The organism is Aequorivita antarctica (genome assembly GCF_007997155.1).
Classification (GTDB): domain Bacteria; phylum Bacteroidota; class Bacteroidia; order Flavobacteriales; family Flavobacteriaceae; genus Aequorivita; species Aequorivita antarctica.
In genome coordinates this window covers 44,892-67,348 of sequence record NZ_VORT01000008.1, presented here as the reverse complement: position 1 = coordinate 67,348, position 22,457 = coordinate 44,892, and the positions used below count along the sequence as shown (strand labels likewise).

The 22,457-nt window shown below is 37.1% G+C and carries 22 protein-coding genes; 17 read left to right on the top strand and 5 right to left on the bottom strand.

Features of this window, described 5'->3' with window-relative positions:
* Nucleotides 1-118: 118 nt before the first annotated feature.
* Nucleotides 119-481, bottom strand: a complete 363-nt coding sequence (locus tag ESU54_RS11790; protein ID WP_111845210.1) for an endonuclease domain-containing protein — start codon at nucleotides 479-481, stop codon at nucleotides 119-121.
* 278 nt (nucleotides 482-759) lie between these two features.
* On the opposite strand from ESU54_RS11790, the gene ESU54_RS11785 reads away from it, so the two are divergent.
* From ESU54_RS11785 to ESU54_RS11715, 15 genes are all read left to right on the top strand, one after another.
* Nucleotides 760-2,145, top strand: coding sequence for an asparagine synthase-related protein (locus ESU54_RS11785; RefSeq protein WP_111845208.1), 1,386 nt, complete (start codon nucleotides 760-762; stop codon nucleotides 2,143-2,145).
* An 18-nt stretch (nucleotides 2,146-2,163) separates the two neighbouring features.
* Nucleotides 2,164-3,069: a glycosyltransferase family 2 protein gene (locus tag ESU54_RS11780; protein ID WP_111845207.1), complete on the top strand. Its 906-nt coding sequence runs from the start codon at nucleotides 2,164-2,166 to the stop codon at nucleotides 3,067-3,069.
* 8 nt (nucleotides 3,070-3,077) lie between these two features.
* The gene (locus ESU54_RS11775) at nucleotides 3,078-3,782 is read left to right on the top strand and encodes a class I SAM-dependent methyltransferase (RefSeq protein WP_111845206.1); all 705 of its coding nucleotides are present in this window, start codon (nucleotides 3,078-3,080) and stop codon (nucleotides 3,780-3,782) included.
* Between the two features lie 4 nt (nucleotides 3,783-3,786).
* A complete protein-coding gene (locus ESU54_RS11770; RefSeq protein ID WP_111845205.1) occupies nucleotides 3,787-4,875 on the top strand; it encodes a glycosyltransferase family 4 protein in 1,089 nt (362 codons plus the stop codon).
* 9 nt (nucleotides 4,876-4,884) lie between these two features.
* Complete coding sequence (locus ESU54_RS11765; protein WP_111845204.1) at nucleotides 4,885-6,057, top strand: glycosyltransferase family 4 protein; 1,173 nt, start codon at nucleotides 4,885-4,887, stop codon at nucleotides 6,055-6,057.
* Between the two features lie 59 nt (nucleotides 6,058-6,116).
* The gene (locus ESU54_RS11760) at nucleotides 6,117-7,010 is read left to right on the top strand and encodes an FkbM family methyltransferase (protein ID WP_111845203.1); all 894 of its coding nucleotides are present in this window, start codon (nucleotides 6,117-6,119) and stop codon (nucleotides 7,008-7,010) included.
* 129 nt (nucleotides 7,011-7,139) lie between these two features.
* On the top strand, nucleotides 7,140-8,195 hold the full coding sequence (locus tag ESU54_RS11755) for an exostosin domain-containing protein (RefSeq protein WP_146744019.1): 1,056 nt from the start codon (nucleotides 7,140-7,142) through the stop codon (nucleotides 8,193-8,195).
* Nucleotides 8,185-9,027, top strand: coding sequence for an FkbM family methyltransferase (locus ESU54_RS11750; RefSeq protein WP_111845201.1), 843 nt, complete (start codon nucleotides 8,185-8,187; stop codon nucleotides 9,025-9,027). The genes ESU54_RS11755 and ESU54_RS11750 overlap by 11 nt, the downstream gene beginning before the upstream one ends.
* On the top strand, nucleotides 9,027-10,361 hold the full coding sequence (locus ESU54_RS11745) for a glycosyltransferase family 2 protein (RefSeq protein ID WP_111845200.1): 1,335 nt from the start codon (nucleotides 9,027-9,029) through the stop codon (nucleotides 10,359-10,361). Before ESU54_RS11750 ends, ESU54_RS11745 begins: the two co-directional genes overlap by 1 nt.
* 100 nt (nucleotides 10,362-10,461) lie before the next feature.
* Nucleotides 10,462-11,577 carry a glycosyltransferase family 4 protein gene (locus ESU54_RS11740; RefSeq protein WP_170253280.1) on the top strand — a complete coding sequence of 372 codons (1,116 nt, stop codon included), beginning with the start codon at nucleotides 10,462-10,464 and terminating at the stop codon, nucleotides 11,575-11,577.
* Nucleotides 11,578-11,615: 38 nt separating this feature from the next.
* Nucleotides 11,616-11,996 carry a GxxExxY protein gene (locus ESU54_RS11735; protein WP_146848127.1) on the top strand — a complete coding sequence of 127 codons (381 nt, stop codon included), beginning with the start codon at nucleotides 11,616-11,618 and terminating at the stop codon, nucleotides 11,994-11,996.
* 47 nt (nucleotides 11,997-12,043) lie between these two features.
* Entirely contained in the window at nucleotides 12,044-13,162 is a 1,119-nt protein-coding gene (locus ESU54_RS11730) for a glycosyltransferase (RefSeq protein ID WP_111845225.1), read from the top strand.
* A gap of 55 nt (nucleotides 13,163-13,217) precedes the next feature.
* Nucleotides 13,218-14,543 carry an O-antigen ligase family protein gene (locus tag ESU54_RS11725; RefSeq protein ID WP_146744018.1) on the top strand — a complete coding sequence of 442 codons (1,326 nt, stop codon included), beginning with the start codon at nucleotides 13,218-13,220 and terminating at the stop codon, nucleotides 14,541-14,543.
* The gene (locus tag ESU54_RS11720) at nucleotides 14,506-15,528 is read left to right on the top strand and encodes a glycosyltransferase family 4 protein (RefSeq protein ID WP_111845196.1); all 1,023 of its coding nucleotides are present in this window, start codon (nucleotides 14,506-14,508) and stop codon (nucleotides 15,526-15,528) included. Before ESU54_RS11725 ends, ESU54_RS11720 begins: the two co-directional genes overlap by 38 nt.
* Nucleotides 15,529-15,721: 193 nt before the next feature.
* Nucleotides 15,722-17,113, top strand: coding sequence for a sugar transferase (locus ESU54_RS11715; protein ID WP_111845224.1), 1,392 nt, complete (start codon nucleotides 15,722-15,724; stop codon nucleotides 17,111-17,113).
* Nucleotides 17,114-17,424: 311 nt separating this feature from the next.
* Here ESU54_RS11715 and ESU54_RS11710 read toward each other — a convergent pair whose 3' ends face one another.
* Together ESU54_RS11710 and ESU54_RS11705 are read right to left on the bottom strand one after the other, a co-directional pair.
* Nucleotides 17,425-18,603 (bottom strand): lipoprotein N-acyltransferase Lnb domain-containing protein, encoded by a 1,179-nt coding sequence (locus tag ESU54_RS11710; RefSeq protein WP_235004606.1) that lies wholly within the window; start codon nucleotides 18,601-18,603, stop codon nucleotides 17,425-17,427.
* 115 nt (nucleotides 18,604-18,718) lie between these two features.
* Nucleotides 18,719-19,786 carry a putative type IX sorting system protein PorV2 gene (locus tag ESU54_RS11705; RefSeq protein ID WP_170253279.1) on the bottom strand — a complete coding sequence of 356 codons (1,068 nt, stop codon included), beginning with the start codon at nucleotides 19,784-19,786 and terminating at the stop codon, nucleotides 18,719-18,721.
* A gap of 155 nt (nucleotides 19,787-19,941) precedes the next feature.
* Here ESU54_RS11705 and ESU54_RS11700 point away from each other — a divergent pair, with 155 nt between their 5' ends.
* Nucleotides 19,942-20,685, top strand: a complete 744-nt coding sequence (locus ESU54_RS11700) for a CDP-alcohol phosphatidyltransferase family protein (RefSeq protein WP_111845222.1) — start codon at nucleotides 19,942-19,944, stop codon at nucleotides 20,683-20,685.
* 165 nt (nucleotides 20,686-20,850) lie between these two features.
* A complete protein-coding gene (locus ESU54_RS11695) occupies nucleotides 20,851-21,231 on the top strand; it encodes a GxxExxY protein (RefSeq protein ID WP_111845194.1) in 381 nt (126 codons plus the stop codon).
* Nucleotides 21,232-21,297: 66 nt separating this feature from the next.
* Here the strand turns inward: ESU54_RS11695 and lptB are convergent, their stop codons facing one another.
* Together lptB and ESU54_RS11685 are read right to left on the bottom strand one after the other, a co-directional pair.
* On the bottom strand, nucleotides 21,298-22,038 hold the full coding sequence (gene lptB / locus ESU54_RS11690; RefSeq protein WP_111845193.1) for an LPS export ABC transporter ATP-binding protein: 741 nt from the start codon (nucleotides 22,036-22,038) through the stop codon (nucleotides 21,298-21,300).
* Nucleotides 22,039-22,098: 60 nt separating this feature from the next.
* Nucleotides 22,099-22,452, bottom strand: a complete 354-nt coding sequence (locus ESU54_RS11685) for a carboxymuconolactone decarboxylase family protein (protein ID WP_111845192.1) — start codon at nucleotides 22,450-22,452, stop codon at nucleotides 22,099-22,101.
* Between the last annotated feature and the right edge of the window lie 5 nt (nucleotides 22,453-22,457).

The following is a 22,457-nucleotide window of genomic DNA, read 5'->3' as shown; positions in this document are numbered from 1 at the left end:
AATCAAGATTTTAACTGAATTACTTTTATAGTTCTAAACAAAGGCTCCCCTCTTGAAAAGAAGAGGGGGTGTCAGCTTCGCTGACGGGGAGTTGGATGAACCCCTCACAAATTATAATTTATACCTTAAAATGCTCTTTAATCTCCAACAGCACCGAAGGCAATAAATCAAAAACCACCTTATTTTCAAACCGTATTACAGTAAATCCAAGTTCGTTCAGTCGTGCGGTTCTTGCGGCATCATATTCCTGTGCTTCTGGGTTAAAATGTACTTGGCCGTCAAGTTCTATAATTAGCTTTTCCGAAGCACAATAAAAATCCACTATAAAATTCTCGATACTATGCTGGCGGGTAAAGCGTTTTCCTTCAAATTGCCTTGCTTTTAGTTTAGACCATAAAAAGGCTTCCGCAGGAGTCATCCGTTCCCGCAGTTCCTTACGGAAAGCTTTTAGGTGTTTCAGTGTGTGGATTTGTTTTTTCATGGTGGTTAGTTATGAAAATTGTTTTTTTAAATTTAAGGAAACTTGGGTTAAGAGGCAAGAAACCCTCTGTCCGCTAGCGGACATCTCCCTTTTAAAAAGGGAGAAGCCTTTGATTTTGCTAAAATCAACATTTTACCGAATTAAATTGTTTAGTACTAAACAAAAGCTCCCCTCTTTCTTTCAAAGAGGGGTGTCCCGCTTTGGCGGGACGGGGAGTTTCATGATCCCACCTCCCAATTAAAAAATTAACTACTTTTACGAATCACACAAAAACCCAAATGCCAACAGTAAAAACCCCCATAATACCATCCCACCAAAAATTCGCAAAGGCCCAAGCTCCTCACGAACTGGACAAAAAAGCCATTTGCATTTTTACGGCTACTGGTTTTTTTTTGGATACCGATACGTATTGGAAAGATAAAAAAGCACTTCCCGCAGCTTCCGAAAATATTCTTGATGATAGCGGTTTTTTAATTGAAAGCAAACCTTGGTTCCAATGGCATTACAGTCCGCGGGATATCAGTTTTGAGAGGGCTTTGGAAGAATTTACTACTTTGTTTGAGCAAATTATTTCGGAACAACTTAAAGATTCAAAAGTAATTCTCCCACTTTCGGGAGGTTTGGACAGCCGTACACAGGCTGTGGCACTAGCAAAATTGAAAACCCCCGTTACAGCTTATAGTTATTCTTTTAAGGGTGGCTTCTCAGAGAGTGGAATTGGAAAAAAAATAGCGAAAACTTGCGGTTTTGATTTTAAGGAGTTTACTATCGAATCAGGATATCTTTGGCCAAAACTGGAAGAATTGGCTTCCATAAACCATTGTTATTCCGATTTTACCCACCCGCGCCAAATGGCTGTTATTGAAGAATTAAAAAGCATGGAAGGCACTTTTTCACTAGGGCATTGGGGAGATGTTCTGTTTGACCGCGGAGCAGCAGAAGGAGCAACGGAAGAAGATTTGTTAGAAATTAGTATTAAGAAAATTGTCAAAAAAGGCGGAATGGAGCTCGCCATAGCGCTTTGGCAAGAGTGGGAACTGGCGGGTGATTTTGAAAGTTATTTGCGCGATAGAATTGTCAACTTGCTCAATAGAATTGATATAGAAAATCCGAGCGCTAAACTTCGCGCTTTTAAAAGCCTGTATTGGGCCCCGCGTTGGACCTCGGTGAACCTTTCAGTTTTTGAGGCCGCGCACCCTATAAGCTTGCCCTATTATGACGATAGAATGTGTGAGTTTATCTGTACGGTTCCAGAGGAATATTTGGCAGATAGAAAGTTGCAGATAGCCTATATAAAACAGCAAAACCCTGCTTTGGCCAAAATAACTTGGCAAGATCATAGGCCATATAATTTATATACTTTTGAAAAGAATATTTCGCCAAATAATTTACCATATCGGATAGGAAATAAATTAAAAAGGGAGCTGAAAAACAAATTGGGCAAACCCTACATTCAACGAAATTGGGAACTTCAGTTTTTGGGGATGGAAAATGATGAAAAGCTACAGCAATGGCTTTTTTCAGAAAACTTACATCCGTTTATTTCAAAACCCTTGCTCGCTAAGTTTTATAATAACTTTAAAACAGGGGATGAAGTAAATTATTCGCATCCTTTAAGTATGTTGCTTACCTTGGCAGTGTGGAAAAAGAAATATAATGATTGAACCAACATTAAATAGAAAATGAAAGTTTCTGTAATTCTTCCTGTATTTAATGGTGAGAAAACGCTGGAGGCTACTTTAAAAAGTCTCGCGGCGCAGACCTTTCAGGATTTTGAGTTGGTTGTTTGCATTGATGGTACTAATGATGGTTCACAAGATATTTTGAGTGCTTACAAAAGCGTTTTTCAAAGTATAATTATTCTGAAAAATCAAAGAAACCTTGGATTAGGGCCTACTATGAACCGATTGGTCTCCCAAGCGTCTGGAGAATATATAGCAATAGCGGAGCAGGACGACTATTACTATCCCGACCGCTTACAATTAGAAGTTGATTTGCTCGACGCCAAAAGTGATATTGGTTTGGTTTCTGGTATTGCTGAATTCTGGGGTGGAGAGAAAGTTACTTCTAAGTTTCCAGGAATTTTAGTACACGGGGGGCACTATCCAGAGGGAAAGGAATTATTTTTATTGAATTATCGCAATCAAATAAAAGTAGTAAACAGCTGTATCATGTTCAGAAAATCTGTGCATATTGACAATGGGTTGTATTTCACTCAACATCATCCAAGTATTAGCGTGGATTGGACCTATATATTGCGGTTTTCATTAGTATCAAAAATTTATGGGCTGCAGGAGATTTTGGTTCGTCTGGATAGAAGGAGCAACAGGGCTTCGGTAACGTCTAATAAGAAAAAACAGTTTGCGGCTACAAGAGAACTGCTGCGAAGTTTTGCTTATGAATATCCCCATATTGTTTCAAAGAGCGATTATCAATATGCAGTAACTACCCAGCACTTAATGGAATTATCTAATTTAAGTCGATATAGATTTCCAATTGCTTTTATTCGGTTTTATTTATTTAATCCAGGGGATAATCGTTGGCTATCCTATTTAAAGAAAAAATTTAAGCGCTATTTTGCCAAATAAAAAATAAAATGAAGAAAAGAGATTATCTAGATTACTTTGCTTTTCAATATTCAAAAATTAAACTTAAAAAGTCCTTTAAGTTTACTGATTTTGATTCAATATATGATTTTGCCCGAAGTTATGTGGGGCGTGGGTATTATGATAGAATTTCTTTAAATCAATTTAAAGAAGAGTTCAGGGCTTTTGCAGATTATATAAAAGCAGCTGAGCCAAAAGTAGTAGTGGAAATTGGAACTAAGAAAGGTGGTTCTTTTTTTATTTGGGCACGTTATTTAAAACCGCGTCACCTTATATCTATAGACCTCCCTGGCGGAATTCATGGAGGAGGTTTCCCAAAGCAGAAAATTCCTTTTATGAAGTTTTTTGTTTCTGATGATAAGCATGCAAAAGTGTCGATAATTTTGGGGGACTCACATCAAACTGAGACTTTGGAAAAATTAAAAAGCGTTTTAAAAGGCGAAAAAATTGATTTTTTATTCATAGATGGTGACCATCGCTATGAGGGTGTGAAAAGTGATTTTGAAATGTACAAACCTTTAGTAAAACCTGGAGGCTTAATTGGGTTTCATGATATTGTGGATACAGAATATCACCACAACTTGAATTGTTATGTAGATAAGTTATGGAATGAAATAAAAGGTGATTACGAATACATAGAATTTATACAGAATCATACCCAAAATAAGTACGGAATAGGTGTTTTAAAAGTTTAATTTCATGTCTAAAATAAAAATCCTCTATACCATTCCCAATTTTGATACTGCTGGTAGTGGCAAAGTGGTATATGACCTTGTTAAAGGCTTGGATAGAAAAATATTTGAAGTGGAGGTAGCCTGTTCAAGCAATCGCGGCGCTTTTTTTAGTGAGATGGAAGGTTTGGGCATACCAATTCTTATTGTGGAAACAACAACAAAGTATCGTCCTTATAACAGCTTATTTTTTCGAATTAAAACCATCAAAAACTTTTTAAGAAGTAATAATTATGACATCGTCCATTCCTGGCATTGGAGTAGTGATTGGACCGAAGTGCTTGCAGCCAGATGGGCAGGGGCAAAATGGATTTATACCAAAAAGGCGATGAGCTGGGGTAACAAACATTGGAAGATACGTAGTTATCTTGCAAATTTTATTATTACCATCAATGATGAAATGCACAATTACTTTCCGAACAAAAAAAACCAAAAACTCATTCCTTTGGGAATCGATACAAACTATTACAATCCAGACCTCTTTCCAGAAAAACTTGGTGCCAATGACACATTCAATATAATTACAGTTGCTAATTTGGTTCCTGTAAAAGGTATTGAGGTTTTGATAAAGGCTATTAAGAGGCTTGATGACTCCTCAATAAAATTGACAGTATTAGGTGATAATACAAATGAATATGGGCAATATTTAATTTCAGTATGTAAACAGTTGAATATTGAAGGACAAGTGAATTTTTTAGGAAAAAAAACAGATGTTCGTCCCTATATTGCAGCTTCAGATTTATATGTAATTCCCACTTTGAATGAAGGTAGAAAAGAAGGAATGCCCATGGCTTTAGTTGAAGCTATGAGTATGGGGACCCCTGTTTTAGGGTCTGATATTTCAGGGATTAATTTTGTTTTAAAACATTTTAAAAACCTGCTCTGTAAAGCTGGCAGTGAATCAAATTTGGCAAATGAAATTCTTAAGATTAAGGCTTTGACAATTCAGGAAAGGATACATTTGGGAAATGAGCTAAGAACTTATGTAATTGAAAATTTCAATTACGATATCTTTATTGCCGAACATCAAAAGCTATATAAAAGAATAATAGATTAAAAAGGATTTATGCGCATAGGCATTGTTTTATCCAATACCCCTAGTTATTCCGAAACCTTCTTCAATTCCAAGATCAAAGGTTTACAGAAAAATGGAATGGAGGTACGTTTGTATTGCCAAACCAAAAAGGATGACTTTACCCTTTGTCCTGTAATTGAAAGCCCAAAGGTAAGCCGTAGCCCATTTTTGCAGGCCTGGTATTTTGTTAAGGAATTTGTGCTATTGCTACCTTATCTTCTTGTCGTGCTTCGTTATATAAAATTGGAACGAAAGGAGGGCACCGGAATAGTTCAACTTTTTAAAAAAATATATCTCAATGCCCATTTATTAAAGGCCAAACTGGACTGGCTACATTTTGGCTTTGCAACCCAAGCTTTGGGTAGTGAAACTGTTGCTAAGGCCATTGGCGCAAAAATGGCGGTGAGTTTTCGGGGTTTTGACATAAATGTATATCCTATAAAGCATCACGATTGTTACAAAGCTCTGTGGAAACATGTAGATAAAGTACACAGTATTTCCCAATATCTTTTAAGCAAGGCAGTTTCAATGGGCCTTCCAGTAGAAACTCCATCAGCTATTATCACACCTGCGGTTCAATTGGATGAATTGCCCTTATCTAACCATTTGGCTGCTTCAGAGAACATTAAGATTGTCACAATAGCCCGACTCACTTGGATAAAAGGATTGGACATAGCCATTGCTGCTATGGCAAAATTAAAAGAGAACGGCTTTACTTTCAAATATTATATTATTGGAGGCGGGGACAAAAATTATACTGAACGGTATAAGTTTATGGCCTATGAGTTGGGGCTAAATGAGGAAGTGGTTTTTTGCGGAAAACTGTCCCATCATGAAACTTTAGAACATGTATCCACTGCTGATTTATATGTGCAACCAAGCCTTAACGAAGGCTTTTGTAATGCTATCTTGGAAGCTCAGGCGATGGGGAAACTTACCATTGCATCAAATGTGGGAGGCTTGCCTGAAAACATTGTAGATGGCAAAACTGGATGGCTGTTTGAAAATTACTCATCGGAAGCATTGGCACAACAGATAGAAACTGTCTTGGCTCTCAGTGAAGCTGATAAAAAAACAATCTGCCAAAACGCCCAAAAACGAGTAATAGAAGAATTCAACATAGAAAAGCAGCAAGCCGAATTCGTGAGTTTTTACAAAATATAAGGTCCCATTCGGAGAATATAGCAGAAAAGCAGTGAGTCAATGACAAATTAAACCCACAGATGAATATTCATAAAAAAATAATGCTAAGGCTTAAACAATTTAAAGGACATCCTTTAACCAAAGATAAACCTTATGGTGCTTTGTGGAGATATATATCTTTTAATTTAATGAATAGGCTTATCGAGGAGCAAACAGTCTATTGGGTAGGAGATCTTAAGTTCTATGCACGCAAAAGTGATGCAGGCTTGGTAGGAAACATCTATTATGGTGTTTATGAATTTGAAGAGTCTATATTCTTGCTTCATTTTTTACAAGAAGGAGATGTTTTCTTGGATGTTGGTGCCAATTTGGGTCATTATTCATTACTGTTATCCGGCATAAAGAAATGTAGAAGCATAGCCGTGGAGCCTGTTCCAGCAACATACAATCAATTGGTTAGAAATATTGAATTAAACAAATTGGAAGGCCTTATACAACTGCACAATATGGGGGTTGCTGAAAAAGCCGGACGGCTTAATTTTTCAACAGACCGTAATACAATGGATAGAATTGTTGCGGATACTTATAAAAATTCGGTTCAAGTTTCCGTTTCCACAATAGACACCATCGTCAATCATAATTTTCCCCTTGCCCTTAAAATAGATGTTGAAGGATATGAATATTTTGCGCTTCAAGGAGCAGCAAACTTACTTGAATCCCCAGATATGAAAGTAGTGGTTATAGAGCTAAATGGCTCAGGAAAAAAATATGGAATAGAAGATGAAAAAGTGTTTAAAATACTTTTAAATAAAGGATTTAAACCTGTGGAATATGACTTTAAACAGCGTAGATTAATTGAATTGAAAAATTTTAACACCCATAAATTTAATACAGTTTTTGTTAGGGACTTCGAATTCGTTGCTAAACGTGTATTAAAAAGTGAAAAGATTAAAATCAGGAATAAGAAGTTTTAACTCGATCAACGAAATAAATAATATAAAGGATTTACCTTGTAGGACAACAAGGATGCGCAAAAGGCAGAGAAATTCATCGATGACCTTTTTTAGTTAAAAATATAAGCATTCAATATAGCAGGAGAAACTTTGAAACTGTACTACCCAAAATCACATTATAGCAAAGCCCATCGTGGCCTGCTCTTTCCGTTGTTAAAGCCTTTTATCAAGGGGTCAGGTTTTACTGATGAACAGCGCTTGGTTTCTTATGGGGTTTCCGAAGAGGATTTCGAATTTACTGAGGTTTTAGAAGAAGCGGATGTGGTCATACTTACTATGACTTGGAACTATTATGTAAAAACAAAACAAGAAGCCCTCGCCATTGCTTTTGTAAAAGAATGCGCAGCCCTAAAAATTAAAGTGATTGGCTTTAATGCAGGCGATTTTGGGGTACGGATTCCTTATTTTAAAAATCTGATTGTACTTCGTCCCAGTGGCTATAAATCAAAATTTACGGAGAATGAATACGCGCTCCCAGCTTTTATTGCTGATCCTTTAAAGAAATACTTTGCTAGCGATACGATTTTCGAAAGACCCTATCAAAGCAGAGCGGTTATTGGATTCTGTGGACAAGCAAATGATGCTCGTTTAAATGCTGTGAAAGAAGTTTTAAACACCTTTTTGCGAAATTTAAAAAATACGATTGGAAGGTCTAAAAACCAATCCCAACAACTCCTTTCAACTTCTTTTTTAAGGGCATCGGTATTGAAGACATTACAAAAATCAGAAGTTGTTGCAACCAATTTTATAGTACGAAAAAAATACCGGGCTGGAGTAACACAAAATAAGGAAACTCATAAAACTACATTTGAATTTTATGAAAATTTAAAAGACTCAGATTATGTGGTTTGTGTGCGTGGTGCGGGTAACTTCTCGGTTCGTTTTTATGAAGCCATGGCCATGGGTAGAATCCCCATTTTTATAAATACAGACTGTGCGCTTCCTCTAGACAATCAAATAGATTGGAAAAAGCAGGTGGTTTGGGTGGAATATAAAGAACGAGATCAAGTAGGGTTAAAAGTAAAACAATTTCATGACTCCCTATCTAAAGAGGATTTTATAGATTTACAGATAGAAAATAGAAAGCTATGGGAAGAACGGTTAACACTCTCGGGATTTTTTAAAACTATATTTAATGATCAATAAAATCATTTTAGGATTATATAGAACATTACCGCGAAAAATCCGGAATGGAATAGGTCAGTCCCGATTATTGAAGCCTGTAAGGGACCTCTTTCTTCGCTCCCACGGAAGATATAGAGAAACCAAGGTATTGGTTAAAAGAGATTATTTAGGATATATAATAAATTTCTATTTTTTCGCATCGCTGAAGGTAGCTTCAAAGGCGGCAAAAAGTGGAATTGAAAACACAATTTTGAGAAACTCCATCAATCTTGTAAAAAGATTGAAGACAAAGGAAAATAACGCTGTAGTGTTAGATGTTGGGGCTAATTTTGGTTATTTAAGTTTAGTTTGGGCTAACTCAATTGCTCAAAACGGAAAGGTTATCGCTTTTGAGCCAAACTTAAATGTCCATAACAGTTTCAATAAATCCATCATAGTCAATAAACAGGAATCTAACATTCAATTGAATAACCTTGCAGTTGGAAATAAAGATGGCAGTATTGAATTGTTTCTAAGCTCCACCACTTCAAATACATTACGGACAGACAAAAAGGACAATAATAGCACTCGTATTGAAATGGTTTCTATCGACTCCTTCTCATCCAGGAACAATATTGACCGTTGCGATCTAGTGAAAATTGATGTTGACGGAATAGAATTAGACATTTTGATGGGTGCAATTCATTTGATTGAAAGGTGTAAACCAATTTTTATTGTAGAAACTAATGATGATAAAAGGATTATCGATTTTTTTAATCCATATGATTATCAGATTTTGGATATGAAATTAAATCCATTCCAATCAGGAGATCAACTTCCACCAAATATATTTTGTATTCCAAAAACTAATTAATGCTCTTCCAGTTCTTAAAATATTTACATCCCACCCATTATTTTCAATTATATAGGAAAAATGGCACTTCTGTTTTTCCAAAAGTTGAAAAACTTCCGGATGAAATTCTTGAACAATTGGAAACAGAAACTAGGTTTCAGAGTGAAAAAGCAAAGGAATACGACCTTTCGTGGCAAGCCCTCCAAAAAGGATATATAGGCGATGGCCCAACTTATGCCTCCTTTCATAAACTGCCCGTAGTAGACGAATACCGTTTTCTTCGGAAATACTTTCATCCCGTTTGGGTTTTGTATGTTTTAATGCTGCGGATATTTTCATTTAAAAATCCTTTTCAGGAAATAGCTGCTTGGAAAAAAAGTAGCAATGTGAAGAGAAGCGACTATTTAAAACAGCCTTTTCGTTATTATGGTTGGATTTCTTTTAAATCGGCACTTGTTTCGGAAAAACCATTTGTAAGTATTGTGATTCCAACCCTCAACCGCTATGAATATTTAAGGGATGTATTGGAAGACCTGGAAAAGCAGGGTCACAAAAATTTTGAAGTTATTATCGTAGATCAATCCAATCCCTTTCAAGAAGATTTTTATAAAAACTTCAATTTGAAGATACAACTTGTTCAGCAAACGGAGCGTGCATTATGGCTTGCGCGCAATCATGCGATTAAAATTTCAAAAGGAGAGTACATACTGCTTTTTGACGATGACAGCCGTGTGGAAGCAGACTGGATAACAAACCATCTAAAATGTCTTGACTTTTTTAAAGCCGATATTTCTTCAGGAGTTTCTATTTCCGCTTCGGGAGCTGAGGTGCCAAAGAACTATTCTTTTTTTAGAATTTCCGACCAAATTGATACTGGCAACGTACTGCTGAAAAAACAAATCTTTAGAGAGATTGGCCTCTTTGACAGGCAGTTTGAAAAACAACGCATGGGCGATGGGGAATACGGTTTGCGGGCTTATTTAAATGGGTGTAAAAATATTTCAAACCCTTTTGCAGGAAGAATTCACTTAAAAGTAGGCTCAGGCGGTCTTCGCGAAATGGGGAGTTGGGATGCTTTCCGTCCAAAAAAGCTGTTTGCGCCTCGGCCCATACCGAGCGTACTTTACCTTTACCGAAAATATTATGGACGTAAAAGAAGCCTACTCGCCATTTTAAAAACCGTTCCCCAATCCATAATCCCCTACCGTTACAAGAAAAACAAAAAAATGTTGGTCTTGGGTCTTTTTATCTCGTTATTTTTGTTTCCGTTCGTAGTTTTGCAGGTGTTTATTTCGTGGCGATTGGCATCGCAGAAATTAAGGGAGGGGGCAATGATTGGGGAGCTGGATTATTAAACCACGGAGGCACAGAGAACACAAAGAAAAGATTATGTACTCTGTGCCCTCTGTGTCTCTGTGGTGAAAAAAAAATGATGCTATCTATTTCCTAAATTTGATGACCAAAATTCTCATACTTACCTCCGAATTCCCTCCCCAACCAGGCGGTATAGGCAATCACGCCTATAATCTGGCGAAAGGTTTGCAAGCCAATGGTTTTAAAGTGCAGTTGGTCTGTGATACCCGTTCAGAAATGGGGGAAGAAGAAAGAAAATTTGATAGGGACCTTACTTTTGAAGTGATTCGTATCCCGCGGAAGCGTATTATTCTTTTCAGTTATTTGAAACGTATTATCACCGCTTTTTCCTTGGTTTCTAAAAACGAAATAGTGCTTTGTACTGGCAAATTTTCCCTTTGGTTGGGAGCACTTTTATCTTTTTTCTTCCGAAGAAAACTTATTGCTATAATTCACGGTAGCGAGGTACAACTTCCTAATAGTATTTTACGGAAATTGACAGATTATTCCTTAAAACGGTTTCATAATATTATAGCTGTAAGTAATTATACCAAGACTTTGGTAAAGCATCTGGAGCTAAAAAATGTAGAAGTGGTTCCTAATGGTTTTGAACTAAAAGTTAATGCAGATACTCAAGATAAGAACGAACCCGTGCCGGTTTTAATAACCGTAGGCAACGTAACCCAAAGGAAGGGACAGCAAAATGTAATTAATGCCTTACCGCTACTTTTGAAGAAGTATCCAGACTTGAAGTATCATATTGTTGGGATACCTACTGAAATGGAGAAGTTGGAAAAATTAGCATTAAATCTAGGCGTAGAAGAAGCGATTGTCTTTTTCGGAAAAGTTTCCGAAAATAGGAAAATAGAACTCCTACTAGAAGCCGATATCTTTGTTATGCTGAGCGAAACTACCCAAACCGGTGATGTCGAGGGCTTTGGAATTGCTATTTTGGAAGCAAATGCACTGGGAGTTCCAGCAATTGGCGCTATAGGCTGTGGAATTGAGGATGCTATAAAAGACGGAGCCTCGGGTAAATTGATAAATAATAAAGACCCAGAGCAGTTAGCTGAAGCTTTGAAAAAAATTCTGAACGATTATGAAACTTATTTCAATGGTGCAAAAACTTGGTCGCATGATTTCACTTGGGAGAAAGTGATAAAGTCCTATTTGAAGGTTTTGAGGAGGGAAGTAATTGAGGAGGAGGATGAAAGTTAACCACAGAGGCACAGAGGACACAGATAAATATTACTTTTATGACAGAAAATGAATTATCTTCAAAGATTATAGGAGCGTGTATTGAGGTCCACAAGCAGTTAGGTCCTGGGCTTTTGGAAAGTACCTATGAAGTCTGTTTGGCTCATGAATTGAGAACATTGGGATTAGAATTTAAACAGCAAGTACCTTTACCAGTAATTTATAAAGGGATAAAACTGAATGCAGGTTATAGAATTGATATGATAGTAGAAGAGAGTATAATAATTGAAATAAAATCTATTGAGGTTTTAGCTCCCATTCATACAGCACAAATATTAACTTATTTAAAACTTAAAGATATTAAGCTTGGACTTTTAATAAACTTCAATAGTGTAAAAGTTGTCGACGGAATAAAAAGAATAATAAATGGCTATATCTAAACCTCTGTGCTCTCTGTGCCTCTGTGGTTAAAATTAATTCAGCATATTTGAAACTCGCATTAATCTCCCATACCGAACACTACAAGCAACCCGATGGCACCATCGTAGGTTGGGGGCCCACTATTAGCGAACTGAACCACTTGGCGCAGGATTTTGAGGAAATATATCACATCGCCTTTTTGCATCCCGGCCCGCCGCCGCCGAGTTCCTTGCCATATACTTCTTCCAAAATAAAGTTTGTTCCTTTAAAACCAGTTGGTGGAAAGGGTATAGGCGAAAAATTAAAAGTTTTACTGAATATTCCCAAAATAATAGCTACGACCAAAAAAACATTAAAACAAGTTGATGTCTTCCAATTGCGGACACCCACGGGAATAGGCGTTTTTTTGATTCCTTATCTAACGCTGTTCAGCAATAAAAAAGGCTGGTACAAATACGCCGGTAATTGGAACCAAGAAAATCCTCCTTTGGGTTATGCACTGCAACGCTGGATGTTGAAAAATCAAAAACGAAAAGTAACCATCAATGGTCGCTGGCCTAAGCAACCTAGCCATTGTTTAACTTTTGAAAATCCGTGCCTTACTGAAAAAGAGCGGGAAGAAGGCCTGCAAATAACGCAAAATAAATTATTTGCACCACCTTTTACGTTTTGTTTTGTTGGCAGATTGGAAGACGCCAAGGGCGTACAGCGAATCATTGATGCTTTGGATGCATTAGATAATTTAGAGAAAATAAAAACCATTCATTTTATTGGCAATGGAGAGAAGTTGAACTACTATCAAAAACAATGTGATGATTTTGGATTGCCTGCCACATTTCATGGCTTTTTGGAACGCCCACAGGTTTTTGAGATTTATAAAAATTCTCAATTTTTAATGTTGCCAAGCACAGCTTCGGAAGGGTTTCCAAAAGTTATAGCCGAAGCTATGAACTTTGGTTGTTTACCAATTGTATCAACAGTATCGAGCATAGCGCAATATATAAATACAAAGAATGGTTTTATAGTAAATCCTTGTACAGCGAAAGAACTGAACAATGTCTTAAAAAAGTTGATAGTATTGGATTCAAAAATTTTAAAAATAAAGGCGATAGCGTCACATAAAGTTGCTAAAGATTTTACCTTTGAGAATTACCGACATAGAATTGAATCAGAGATTTTAAAGTAAATATTTTAAAAAAGACAATACCATCAAATCACAGTTTTTCCAAAATATAAAGCCATTGCATGCCATTCTTTTCCATGTGGGAATTGGGGTAATGGCTTCATTTAGTCGTTCTTCTATGTTTCTCTATATGATTGGAGTATTTGCCTATTTCTGCTGGCAGATTATTATAAAGAAAGAGAAAGAGTTATACGTTTTATTGGCCTGTGCTTATTTCACAGGAGCAGAGGTGTTTTTCAGAATGACCAAGGCCTTTATTTTTTATGAAACGGGAAAATATGCAATAATGTGGTTTTCATTAATGGGAATCTTTTTTTTAGGGTTCAAAAAAAATTCCTTCCCATATGTGTTGTATCTTTTACTCCTCTTACCAGGCGTATTGGTTTCTTTTGATCTTATAGCTTACGATAGTAATTTTCGAACAGCAGTGCTCTTTAATCTTAGTGGCCCATTATGCCTAAGCATGGCTTCAGTATTCGTTTTTGGTCGGACTATTACCATGAATCAGTTTTTAAAAGTATTGGATTATATTATTTACCCGCTAATAAGCACGACAATTTATATTGTTCTTTATTCTCCAGATATTCGAGAAATTATAACAAGTACTGCTTCCAATTCGGCAGTTTCTGGTGGGTATGGCCCTAACCAGGTGGCAACGGTTTTAGGCCTGGGAGTGTTTATTTTGTTGACACGATTAATTATCCCATACAAAAATTTCTTGGTGCAATGGACCATGATGTTTTTCATGGTATTGATGGGTTATCGCGCCTTGTTGACTTTTTCGCGAGGCGGGGTTTTGGTTGCGGGTATAATGTCTGTTGTTTTTATAGTAATATTTTACTTTTCAACTAGCTTAAAGAATAAGGCTAAAATTAGTTTGAAGATGATAGGCCTGATTGCTATAACAATGGCCATATGGTCTTTTACTATTTTTCAAACAGGTGGGCTAATTGGGAATCGTTATGCCAATGAGGATGCTTTGGGGAGAGAGAAAGATGATGTTACCACGGGAAGGGTAGATTTATTGTCCACAGAACTTGAGGCCTTTAAAGGAAGTCCAATTTTAGGAGTGGGGGTAGGTCAAGTAAAAACTTATTTTGAGGCAGAGTTGGGTATTGACCTTCCTACCCATAACGAAATCTCCCGTATGCTTTCAGAGCACGGACTCTTTGGAATTTTTGCTTTATTAGTACTAGTTTTCTCACCATTAATTACAAAAATGAACGGCAGGAAAAACATTTATTTCTATCCGTTTTTGCTATTTTGGGGGCTCACCATTGCCCATTCCTCCATGCGGATTGCCGCCCCAGCTTTTATATATGCCTTATGTTTGTTGAATATAGATTATGCACCCAAGAAAAAAACTGCTCTACATAGGAAATAAACTAGCGGTTCACGGAAAACCTCCAGCCGCCATAGACTCCTTATCAGTTAAACTGGAAGAGGAAGGGTATTCCGTTATAACAGCATCTTCAAAACAAAATAAGATCTTTCGGTTGCTTGATATGGCGTTTACCACCATTCAAAATAGAAATCGTGTTGACCTTGTTTTGATTGATACTTATAGCACTCAAAATTTTTATTACGCAATTTTAACTGGGTTATTATGCAGGTTTTTCAAATTACCCTATATCCCGATATTGCACGGTGGCAACCTACCAAATCGCCTAAAAACCAGTAAAGGTTTAAGCAATACACTTTTTAGAAAAGCGCTTACAAACGTGGCACCTTCAAAATATATGATGCAACAATTTCAGGAAGCAGGTTTTCAAAATATAACCTATATACCCAATGTCATTGAAATAGAAAATTATTTTTTTAAACATAGGGAATCAATAACCCCAAAATTGTTGTGGGTACGTTCCTTTTCAGAAATTTACAACCCTTTGTTGGCTTTGGAAGTATTAGAAATGCTGAAGAAAAAAGGAGTGGATGCTATCCTTCGTATGGTTGGCCCAGACAAAGACGGTTCCATGCAACGCTGTAAAAAAATTGCCGACGAACTAAAGCTGCCAATAAGCTTTCCTGGAATGTTACAAAAAAAAGAATGGATCGCGCTTTCCAGCGATTGCGATATTTTTATAAACACCACTAATTTCGACAATATGCCTGTAAGCGTCATGGAAGCTATGGCATTGGGTTTAATTGTTGTTTCTACAAACGTAGGTGGCTTGCCTTTTTTAATTAAAAATGAAGTTGATGGTATATTGGTTCCTCCAAACAATCCAGAAGCTTTTGTGAAAGCAATTGATGATTTGTGTGCAAATCCTATAAAAGCACAAGAAATCACTAAAAACGCCCGGATTAAAATGGAAGGATTTGATTGGCAAAAAATAAAACATAGTTGGATTAAGCTTTTGGGCGATTGAAATTTCAGTAAATTTGAGGCGCCCCATTGCTGCGTAATCGATGAGTTTGGTATTTTATTAGATATTAAAGAATAACCACTAAGAACACTAAGAAAGCACAATGGCCACGAAGTAAAACCTTGTGAACTTTATGGAAACATTGCGACCTTTGTGGCTAAAAAACCAGAAACCAGAAACCCCAAACAAATTAAGAATGGCCAAAAACAACATCCATTTTGATATTTCTGAACGGAAAATCCTGCTCCGTATCCTGGATATTGTCTGCGTGCTTGCGTTGTTATATTTGGTAGGGTCTGTTTTTAATTTCGATTATTTCAAAATAAATTCCGAACATTGGGTGTGGTCTATTGTCTTGGCTGCTTATCTCACGGTGTTTGCAACTATTTTTGAACTTTATAACCTTCAAAAAGCAAGCAAGTTTGATGTGGTGGTAAAAAACGTGATCATTACATCTTCAGTAACTGTTCTTTTTTATCTTCTTACTCCCTTTTACACCCCTATGCTACCTTCAAATAGGTTGCAGATAGTCTATTTCTTTTTGGCTATCAACGTGGCAATGCTAGCTTGGCGCTATGCCTATATTGTTCTTGTTTCGGCACCGCGGTTTTATAAAAGGGTAATCTTGATTGCGCATGCTCAAGATGTGGATACAATTGTGGCCTCTCTCCAAAAATCTGATCCGAATTACAGGGTTATAGGGTATTTTAATACGGCTCCTTATGACGCAACAATCGTAAATAATCTTGAAATAGATTCCATTGCTATAGAAGATATTGCGCTGTTGACTGACGAAATGACCATTTCTGAAATAGTGGTTGGTACGCCGCTTTCTGAAGGAATGACTATTGAGCTCAATAACAAATTGATAAAATTGCTTGAAAACGGAATTCCTATACGTGAATACACCCAAGTATATGAAGAATTGACACATCGTATTCCGGTGCAGCATGTGGAAAAGGATTTTTACCGCTATTTCCCTTTTAGCAGAAGTAATCAAAACAAACTATATCTCTTTTTTAATAGAATTTTAGATTTGTTTTTTTCAGTGTTAGGGCTTGCGTTTGGATTGATACTGATACCAATTTTATTTATAGGAAATTTATTCGCAAACCGCGGTCCCTTGTTTTACAGCCAAACACGGGTAGGGAAAAACGGAGAATATTTTAAGATATACAAACTGCGAAGCATGGTGATAAATGCCGAAAAGAATGGGGCTCAGTTTGCAAAGGATAAGGATATCCGTGTTACCAAATTTGGACGCTTTTTAAGAAAATCCCGCTTTGATGAAATACCACAATTCATAAATGTTTTAAAAGGCGAAATGAGCGTCATTGGCCCACGCCCCGAACGCCCTGAATTTGTTGAAGATTTAAAAGAAAAAATACCCTTTTATGAAGTGCGCCATCTCGTAAAGCCAGGCGTTACAGGCTGGGCTCAGGTAAATGCCAAGTACGGCTCCAGCGAGGAAGATTCCCTTGAAAAGCTCCAATACGACCTCTATTACATAAAGCACCGTAGCCTTTTTCTAGATATAACCATTATCATCAAAACCCTGAGCACCATTGTGTTTTTTAGAGGACAATGATTCAGTATTCAGTGGCCAGTGTCTTGTCCAAAAGCCCTCCTCCATAGATACTCCATACCAAAGCCATACCAAAGCCATAGCAAAGTCATTAAAATGTAAGAAAACAGCCCTTTTTTCCTACAAATTTACATCCTGCTTTAATTCTCCCCCTAAAAACATTGTAAACCCCTTATTTTAAAGGGAGTTCCAATAAATTTCGCTTTAAAGAAGACATTTTCAATTCTGATTAAAATATGAGTGGAAGTCAGAATCTATCTCCTCCCTTTAAAGGCGATGTGCTGAGCTTGTCGAAATAGAAACTGGGAGGGATGTCAATTCTGCTTTCTAATAAAATAAAGTAAATAAATATAGCGCACTGCCAATGCAATCAAAAGCGGCAACAATCCAATAGCAAAAACCTGCACCCCTGTCGTCCAATGGATAGTTAAAAGAACTAAGAGAAGCAGTAAAAGCAAAACATATCGTTTCATTTTAGGGGATACGTTTCTTTTTGAAATCGCAATAATCAATACAAGAGAGATTGGAAAGGCCCATAACAAATTGTAATTATTAGCTGTAGCAGTATGGTCTGTAGCAAACCAAAGCAATAAAAGCAATATACCAATCAGACCAGTAAAAAAGAAGAGGAAGGTATCTAAATAGCGACTTCTGGTTTTTCTTTTAAAATCCCTATAGGTTATAAAAACAATTAATAACCCCAGAAAACCTAATACAAATAACGGACTCAAAAAGAAATCGTTTTCTGGTGGGGTAGGGCTGTTTTCAAAAAGAACGGATGTTTGTCTCACCAAACTTTCCGAAGTTCCATTTCTGTTTATTACTGCGTTTGCAGCTCCTTCATAAACATATTCGGGAAGAAATTGATATTCAATTGGCTTTGCTGTTCTATCAATCACAGCGCCAAGGGCAATGTCTATTCCCAAACTTCCCCAGCTATTTGCTTTAAGGTTTTGCTGTATAAGTTGCCGAAAGGTATATTCTTCTTTTAGATGGTCTTCCTTAAATTCGAGCTTATTACCCAGTACTTCTTGAATTACATCGCGAATTTTGGTAGCGCAGTTATCAAAAAAGAAATCGTATTTGTATTTTTTGTTTTCGGGCTTAACATTGTTCCACAGAAAATCTGAAACAGCTTGTTTTTCAGTATAACTCAGGTTTAAGGTTTGTTCTTTTACCCAACGGTTTTGGGCTACGTAACTTTCAAAGAATGGTTGGTAATAACTTACGCCCAGTTCATAAAGCAGTTTTCCCCGCGCAAACTTGGTATAGAAATTTGGCGTATCGAAATCAAACTTACCGTAATTGAAAACCACATCAACCCCATTCAAACTGTCTTGAATTCTAAATGCACTGTGCCCGAACTTATCATATAGCTCTGCTCCCGGACCAATGGTTAAAATGCTTATTTCTGAAGTTTCAGATAATGGAACAAACTGTGCTTTTACAGAAACGCTTATAAGTAAAAGAAGTAAGAGGATATAATTTTTCACCACGAATACACGAATGTTTTTGTTTTATTAATTGCTTCAAGTATTTTTCTCCTCAACTCCTCAACTCCTCAACTCCTCAACTCCTCAACTCCTCAACTCCTCAACCCATCAACTTCTACCTAAAAATCTCCCAATCCAGTTTTAATGAAAACACATTGGAATATAAGGCAGCACTTTGGTCGCCAATATCGGTCAGGGCATAATCCACTTGAATGCCTTTATATCTGAACCCAACCCCAATGTTGGGCTGAAAACCAACGGAATCACCCCCGTCCAATTGTTTTATATTCTGAAAATTACCTACACCACCACGCACATAAACCATTTCGATATACGCAAATTCAAGTCCCAGTGAAGGAGTCATACTCGTAAATGAAGTAGAAATAATGTCGTTGGTTTGGGCAAACCGGAAGTTTAGATCCACTTCAGCCAAGAGTGAAAAATCATAGTGGTAAACAAATTTACGCGCCATTCCCAATTGCAACTTCGGAATGGTAATCTCTGTGGTTTCAGGTAATTCTTGGTTTTGTCCTTCAACGGCACCTTGAATTTCAGCAAACTTTTTTTCATCTATGCTCCAAGCGTTAAAAGTTGTGGTTATATCGCGAGCCATAATTCCAAACATCCATTTGTCGTTTCTAAATTGAATGGCTGCATCCAGCCCAAAGCCCCAAGAAGAAGCGAAATCGCCAATAACGCGGCGGATTACCTTTGCGTTTACACCGTAATTTAAACCATCCAACGGTAGTCGTCGCGCATAAGAAAACGTAAAACCATAATCTGCAGTTGAAAAAAGACTGATACGATTGTAATCAATTCTTCCTTCATCATCAATCAATTGTGTGGTGTTCAAAATATCATCCACTCCAAACCGAATTACGGAAAGTCCTACGGCGCTTTTGTCGTCAAGCGGCATTGCAAAAGCAGCGTAATCATAATTCGCAATGTTTGCAAAATAGGAGGCGTGCATCAATGAAATTTGTTTGTCTTCAAGATTTACAAGACCGGCAGGATTCCAATAGCCCGAATTTACATCGGCTGAGGAGGCCACCACGGCATTGCTCATCCCAAAAGCGGCGGCATCTACGCCAATATTCATAAATTCGTTAGAGTATTTGCGAACGGTTTGCGCTCCCAGCGTAACTGAAACAAGTAATAAAAGGAGGAGAATTTTCTCTTTCAAGCTTAAATATTTGGACAAATATGACACAATTTTACAGAATATTAAACTTTAAATTTATGCACATATTGTGTTAGTATGCCTTTGGACGAAAATACTTTGCTATTTTTACAAAACTTTGTCTGTTCGAGCGCAGTCGAGACCTTATTAAAATGAATATGCTAAAACAAATCCCAAACATCATCACCTCCCTAAATATCCTCTGCGGCTGTGTGGCTATACTTTTCGCGACATCGGGAGATTTAATAACTGCTTCCTTTTTCGTTTTCCTTGGAATTTTCTTCGACTTTTTTGATGGACTTGCAGCTCGATTACTGAAAGCGCAAAGCGAAGTAGGGCTTCAGCTCGATTCCTTGGCTGATGTTATTACCAGTGGAGTAGCACCGGGTATCATAATGTACCAGATGTTGAATTTGTCCTATTTCGGGCATATGCAGACGCTGACTGAAACATTTTCTTTGGATGGATGGAACGTAAGTTTTAAAAATTATTTACCACTTATTGGTTTGCTGATTGTGATTGCATCGGCATACCGTTTGGCAAAATTTAATGTTGACACACGCCAGACTTCTGGTTTTATTGGGCTACCCACTCCCGCAAATACTTTGTTAATCTTAAGCCTTCCTTTGATTTTACAGTTTCAATATTCTGAATTTGCGGAAAGCATAATCCTCAATAAATGGTTTTTGATAGGGATGACCCTATTGAGCTGCATTCTTCTGAATGCCGAAATATCCCTTTTCGCATTAAAATTCAAAACTTGGGATTTTAAGAGTAATGCTGTCCGTTATGTGTTTTTAATTCTTTGCGTTGTGCTTCTGGTACTACTGAAGTTTTTGGCAATACCTTTTATAATCCTACTTTATATCTTGCTGTCTTTCTTTAAACACAAAGAACACTAAGAAGTCACAATGGGCACAAAGAAAGCTCCGTGAACTTTGCGTAAACATTGTGTCCTTTGTGGTTAAGGAATAAACACAAAGACCACTAAGAAGTTACAATGTATATAAATAAAGATCCGGGAACATTTAAATTTGTTTTAAATCAGGTTGTTAAATTTAATTGTAATGACTGAAAATCAAATAGCAAATAAGATTATAGGCTGTGCTTTGGAAGTTCATAAAGCACTTGGTCCTGGATTGTTGGAATCTGCTTACCAAGAATGTCTTTTTTATAAACTAATGAAGGAAGGTTTGGCAGTTGCCAAACAAAAACCTATGCCCCTCATATTTGAAGAAGTACAATTAGAGATTGGCTATCGAATTGATATACTTGTTGAAAATAAAGTAGTTATCGAAATAAAAAGTGTGGAAGCTTTAAACGATGTTCATTTAGCACAAACCCTTACATATATGAAACTTGGTGGTTTTAAATTAGGTCTGCTAATCAATTTTAATGTAAGTCTACTGAAGCAGGGTATTAAAAGAGTGATAAACGGAGAGCTATAATTTTAAAACCTTTGTGTCCTTTGTGAAGCCATTGTGTCCTTTGTGGTTAAAGATTTCGAGTTGTTTCTAAAATTCCAACTTCTTTTTCCGAAGTTCAAAATTCTGGCCTAGATATACTTTCCGAACCATTTCGTCTGCGGCAAGTTCTTCGGGAATACCGTGTTTAAGAATGCTCCCTTCAAACATTAAATAAGTTCTGTCAGTAATGGCAAGCGTTTCTTGTACGTTGTGATCGGTAATAAGAATACCAATATTTTTATTTTTAAGCTGCGCCACTATGCGCTGAATATCTTCAACTGCAACAGGGTCAACTCCTGCAAAAGGCTCGTCCAAAAGAATAAAATGTGGATCGGTTGCCAAAGCTCGTGCAATCTCGGTTCTACGTCTTTCCCCACCGCTCAAAAGATCGCCGCGGTTTTTGCGGATGTGCCCCAAACCAAATTCCTCAATAAGCAATTCCATTTTGGCGCGTTGTTCTTTTTTGGAAAGTTTTGTGAGCTGTAAGACGCTCAAAATATTGTCCTCAACGCTCAACTTCCTAAAAACCGAAGCTTCCTGTGCCAAATAGCCAATTCCGTGCTGTGCGCGTTTGTACATCGGGTAATTGGTGATTTCGGTGCCTTCCAGAAAAATCTTGCCGCCATTGGGTTTAATCAGGCCAACAATCATATAAAAAGAAGTTGTTTTTCCCGCGCCATTCGGTCCGAGTAAACCAACTATTTCCCCTTGATTTACTTCTACGGTGATACCTTTTACAACCTTACGGCCTTTATAGGATTTTATTAGATTTTCGGCTTTTAGCTTCATTCGGTTTTTGTTTCCGTAGATAAAACGATAAATGTACTATATAATTTTACGAAGAAAAAATTAAGACTGCTGCGCTTCCAACGCCTCCCAATATTCAAAAGCCCTGCGCAAATGAGGAATCACGATGGTCCCGCCAATAAGCAACGAAATACTCATGCCTTCAACCACTTCTTCTTTAGTCAGACCCAGTTTGTGGCATTCTTCCAAATGGTAACGCACGCAATCGTCACAGCGAAGCACCAATGAATTACCAAGGCCAAGCAATTCTTTTGTTTTCTTTGGAAGCACGCCTTCCATATAGGTGTTGGTGTCCAGATTAAAGATTCGCTTGATGATCTTGTTGTTGTCAGCAAGCATCTTCTCGTTCATCTTTTCACGATACGCATTGAATTCTTCAACTATGTTTTTTTCCATTATAA

Coding starts and splice junctions, on each gene's coding strand:
- ESU54_RS11790 (WP_111845210.1), bottom strand. CDS start 481: ATGAAAAAACAAATCCACACACTGAAACACCTAAAAGCTTTCCGTAAG.
- ESU54_RS11785 (WP_111845208.1), top strand. CDS start 760: ATGCCAACAGTAAAAACCCCCATAATACCATCCCACCAAAAATTCGCA.
- ESU54_RS11780 (WP_111845207.1), top strand. CDS start 2,164: ATGAAAGTTTCTGTAATTCTTCCTGTATTTAATGGTGAGAAAACGCTG.
- ESU54_RS11775 (WP_111845206.1), top strand. CDS start 3,078: ATGAAGAAAAGAGATTATCTAGATTACTTTGCTTTTCAATATTCAAAA.
- ESU54_RS11770 (WP_111845205.1), top strand. CDS start 3,787: ATGTCTAAAATAAAAATCCTCTATACCATTCCCAATTTTGATACTGCT.
- ESU54_RS11765 (WP_111845204.1), top strand. CDS start 4,885: ATGCGCATAGGCATTGTTTTATCCAATACCCCTAGTTATTCCGAAACC.
- ESU54_RS11760 (WP_111845203.1), top strand. CDS start 6,117: ATGAATATTCATAAAAAAATAATGCTAAGGCTTAAACAATTTAAAGGA.
- ESU54_RS11750 (WP_111845201.1), top strand. CDS start 8,185: ATGATCAATAAAATCATTTTAGGATTATATAGAACATTACCGCGAAAA.
- ESU54_RS11745 (WP_111845200.1), top strand. CDS start 9,027: ATGCTCTTCCAGTTCTTAAAATATTTACATCCCACCCATTATTTTCAA.
- ESU54_RS11740 (WP_170253280.1), top strand. CDS start 10,462: ATGACCAAAATTCTCATACTTACCTCCGAATTCCCTCCCCAACCAGGC.
- ESU54_RS11735 (WP_146848127.1), top strand. CDS start 11,616: ATGACAGAAAATGAATTATCTTCAAAGATTATAGGAGCGTGTATTGAG.
- ESU54_RS11720 (WP_111845196.1), top strand. CDS start 14,506: ATGCACCCAAGAAAAAAACTGCTCTACATAGGAAATAAACTAGCGGTT.
- ESU54_RS11715 (WP_111845224.1), top strand. CDS start 15,722: ATGGCCAAAAACAACATCCATTTTGATATTTCTGAACGGAAAATCCTG.
- ESU54_RS11700 (WP_111845222.1), top strand. CDS start 19,942: ATGCTAAAACAAATCCCAAACATCATCACCTCCCTAAATATCCTCTGC.
- ESU54_RS11695 (WP_111845194.1), top strand. CDS start 20,851: ATGACTGAAAATCAAATAGCAAATAAGATTATAGGCTGTGCTTTGGAA.
- lptB (WP_111845193.1), bottom strand. CDS start 22,038: ATGAAGCTAAAAGCCGAAAATCTAATAAAATCCTATAAAGGCCGTAAG.
- ESU54_RS11685 (WP_111845192.1), bottom strand. CDS start 22,452: ATGGAAAAAAACATAGTTGAAGAATTCAATGCGTATCGTGAAAAGATG.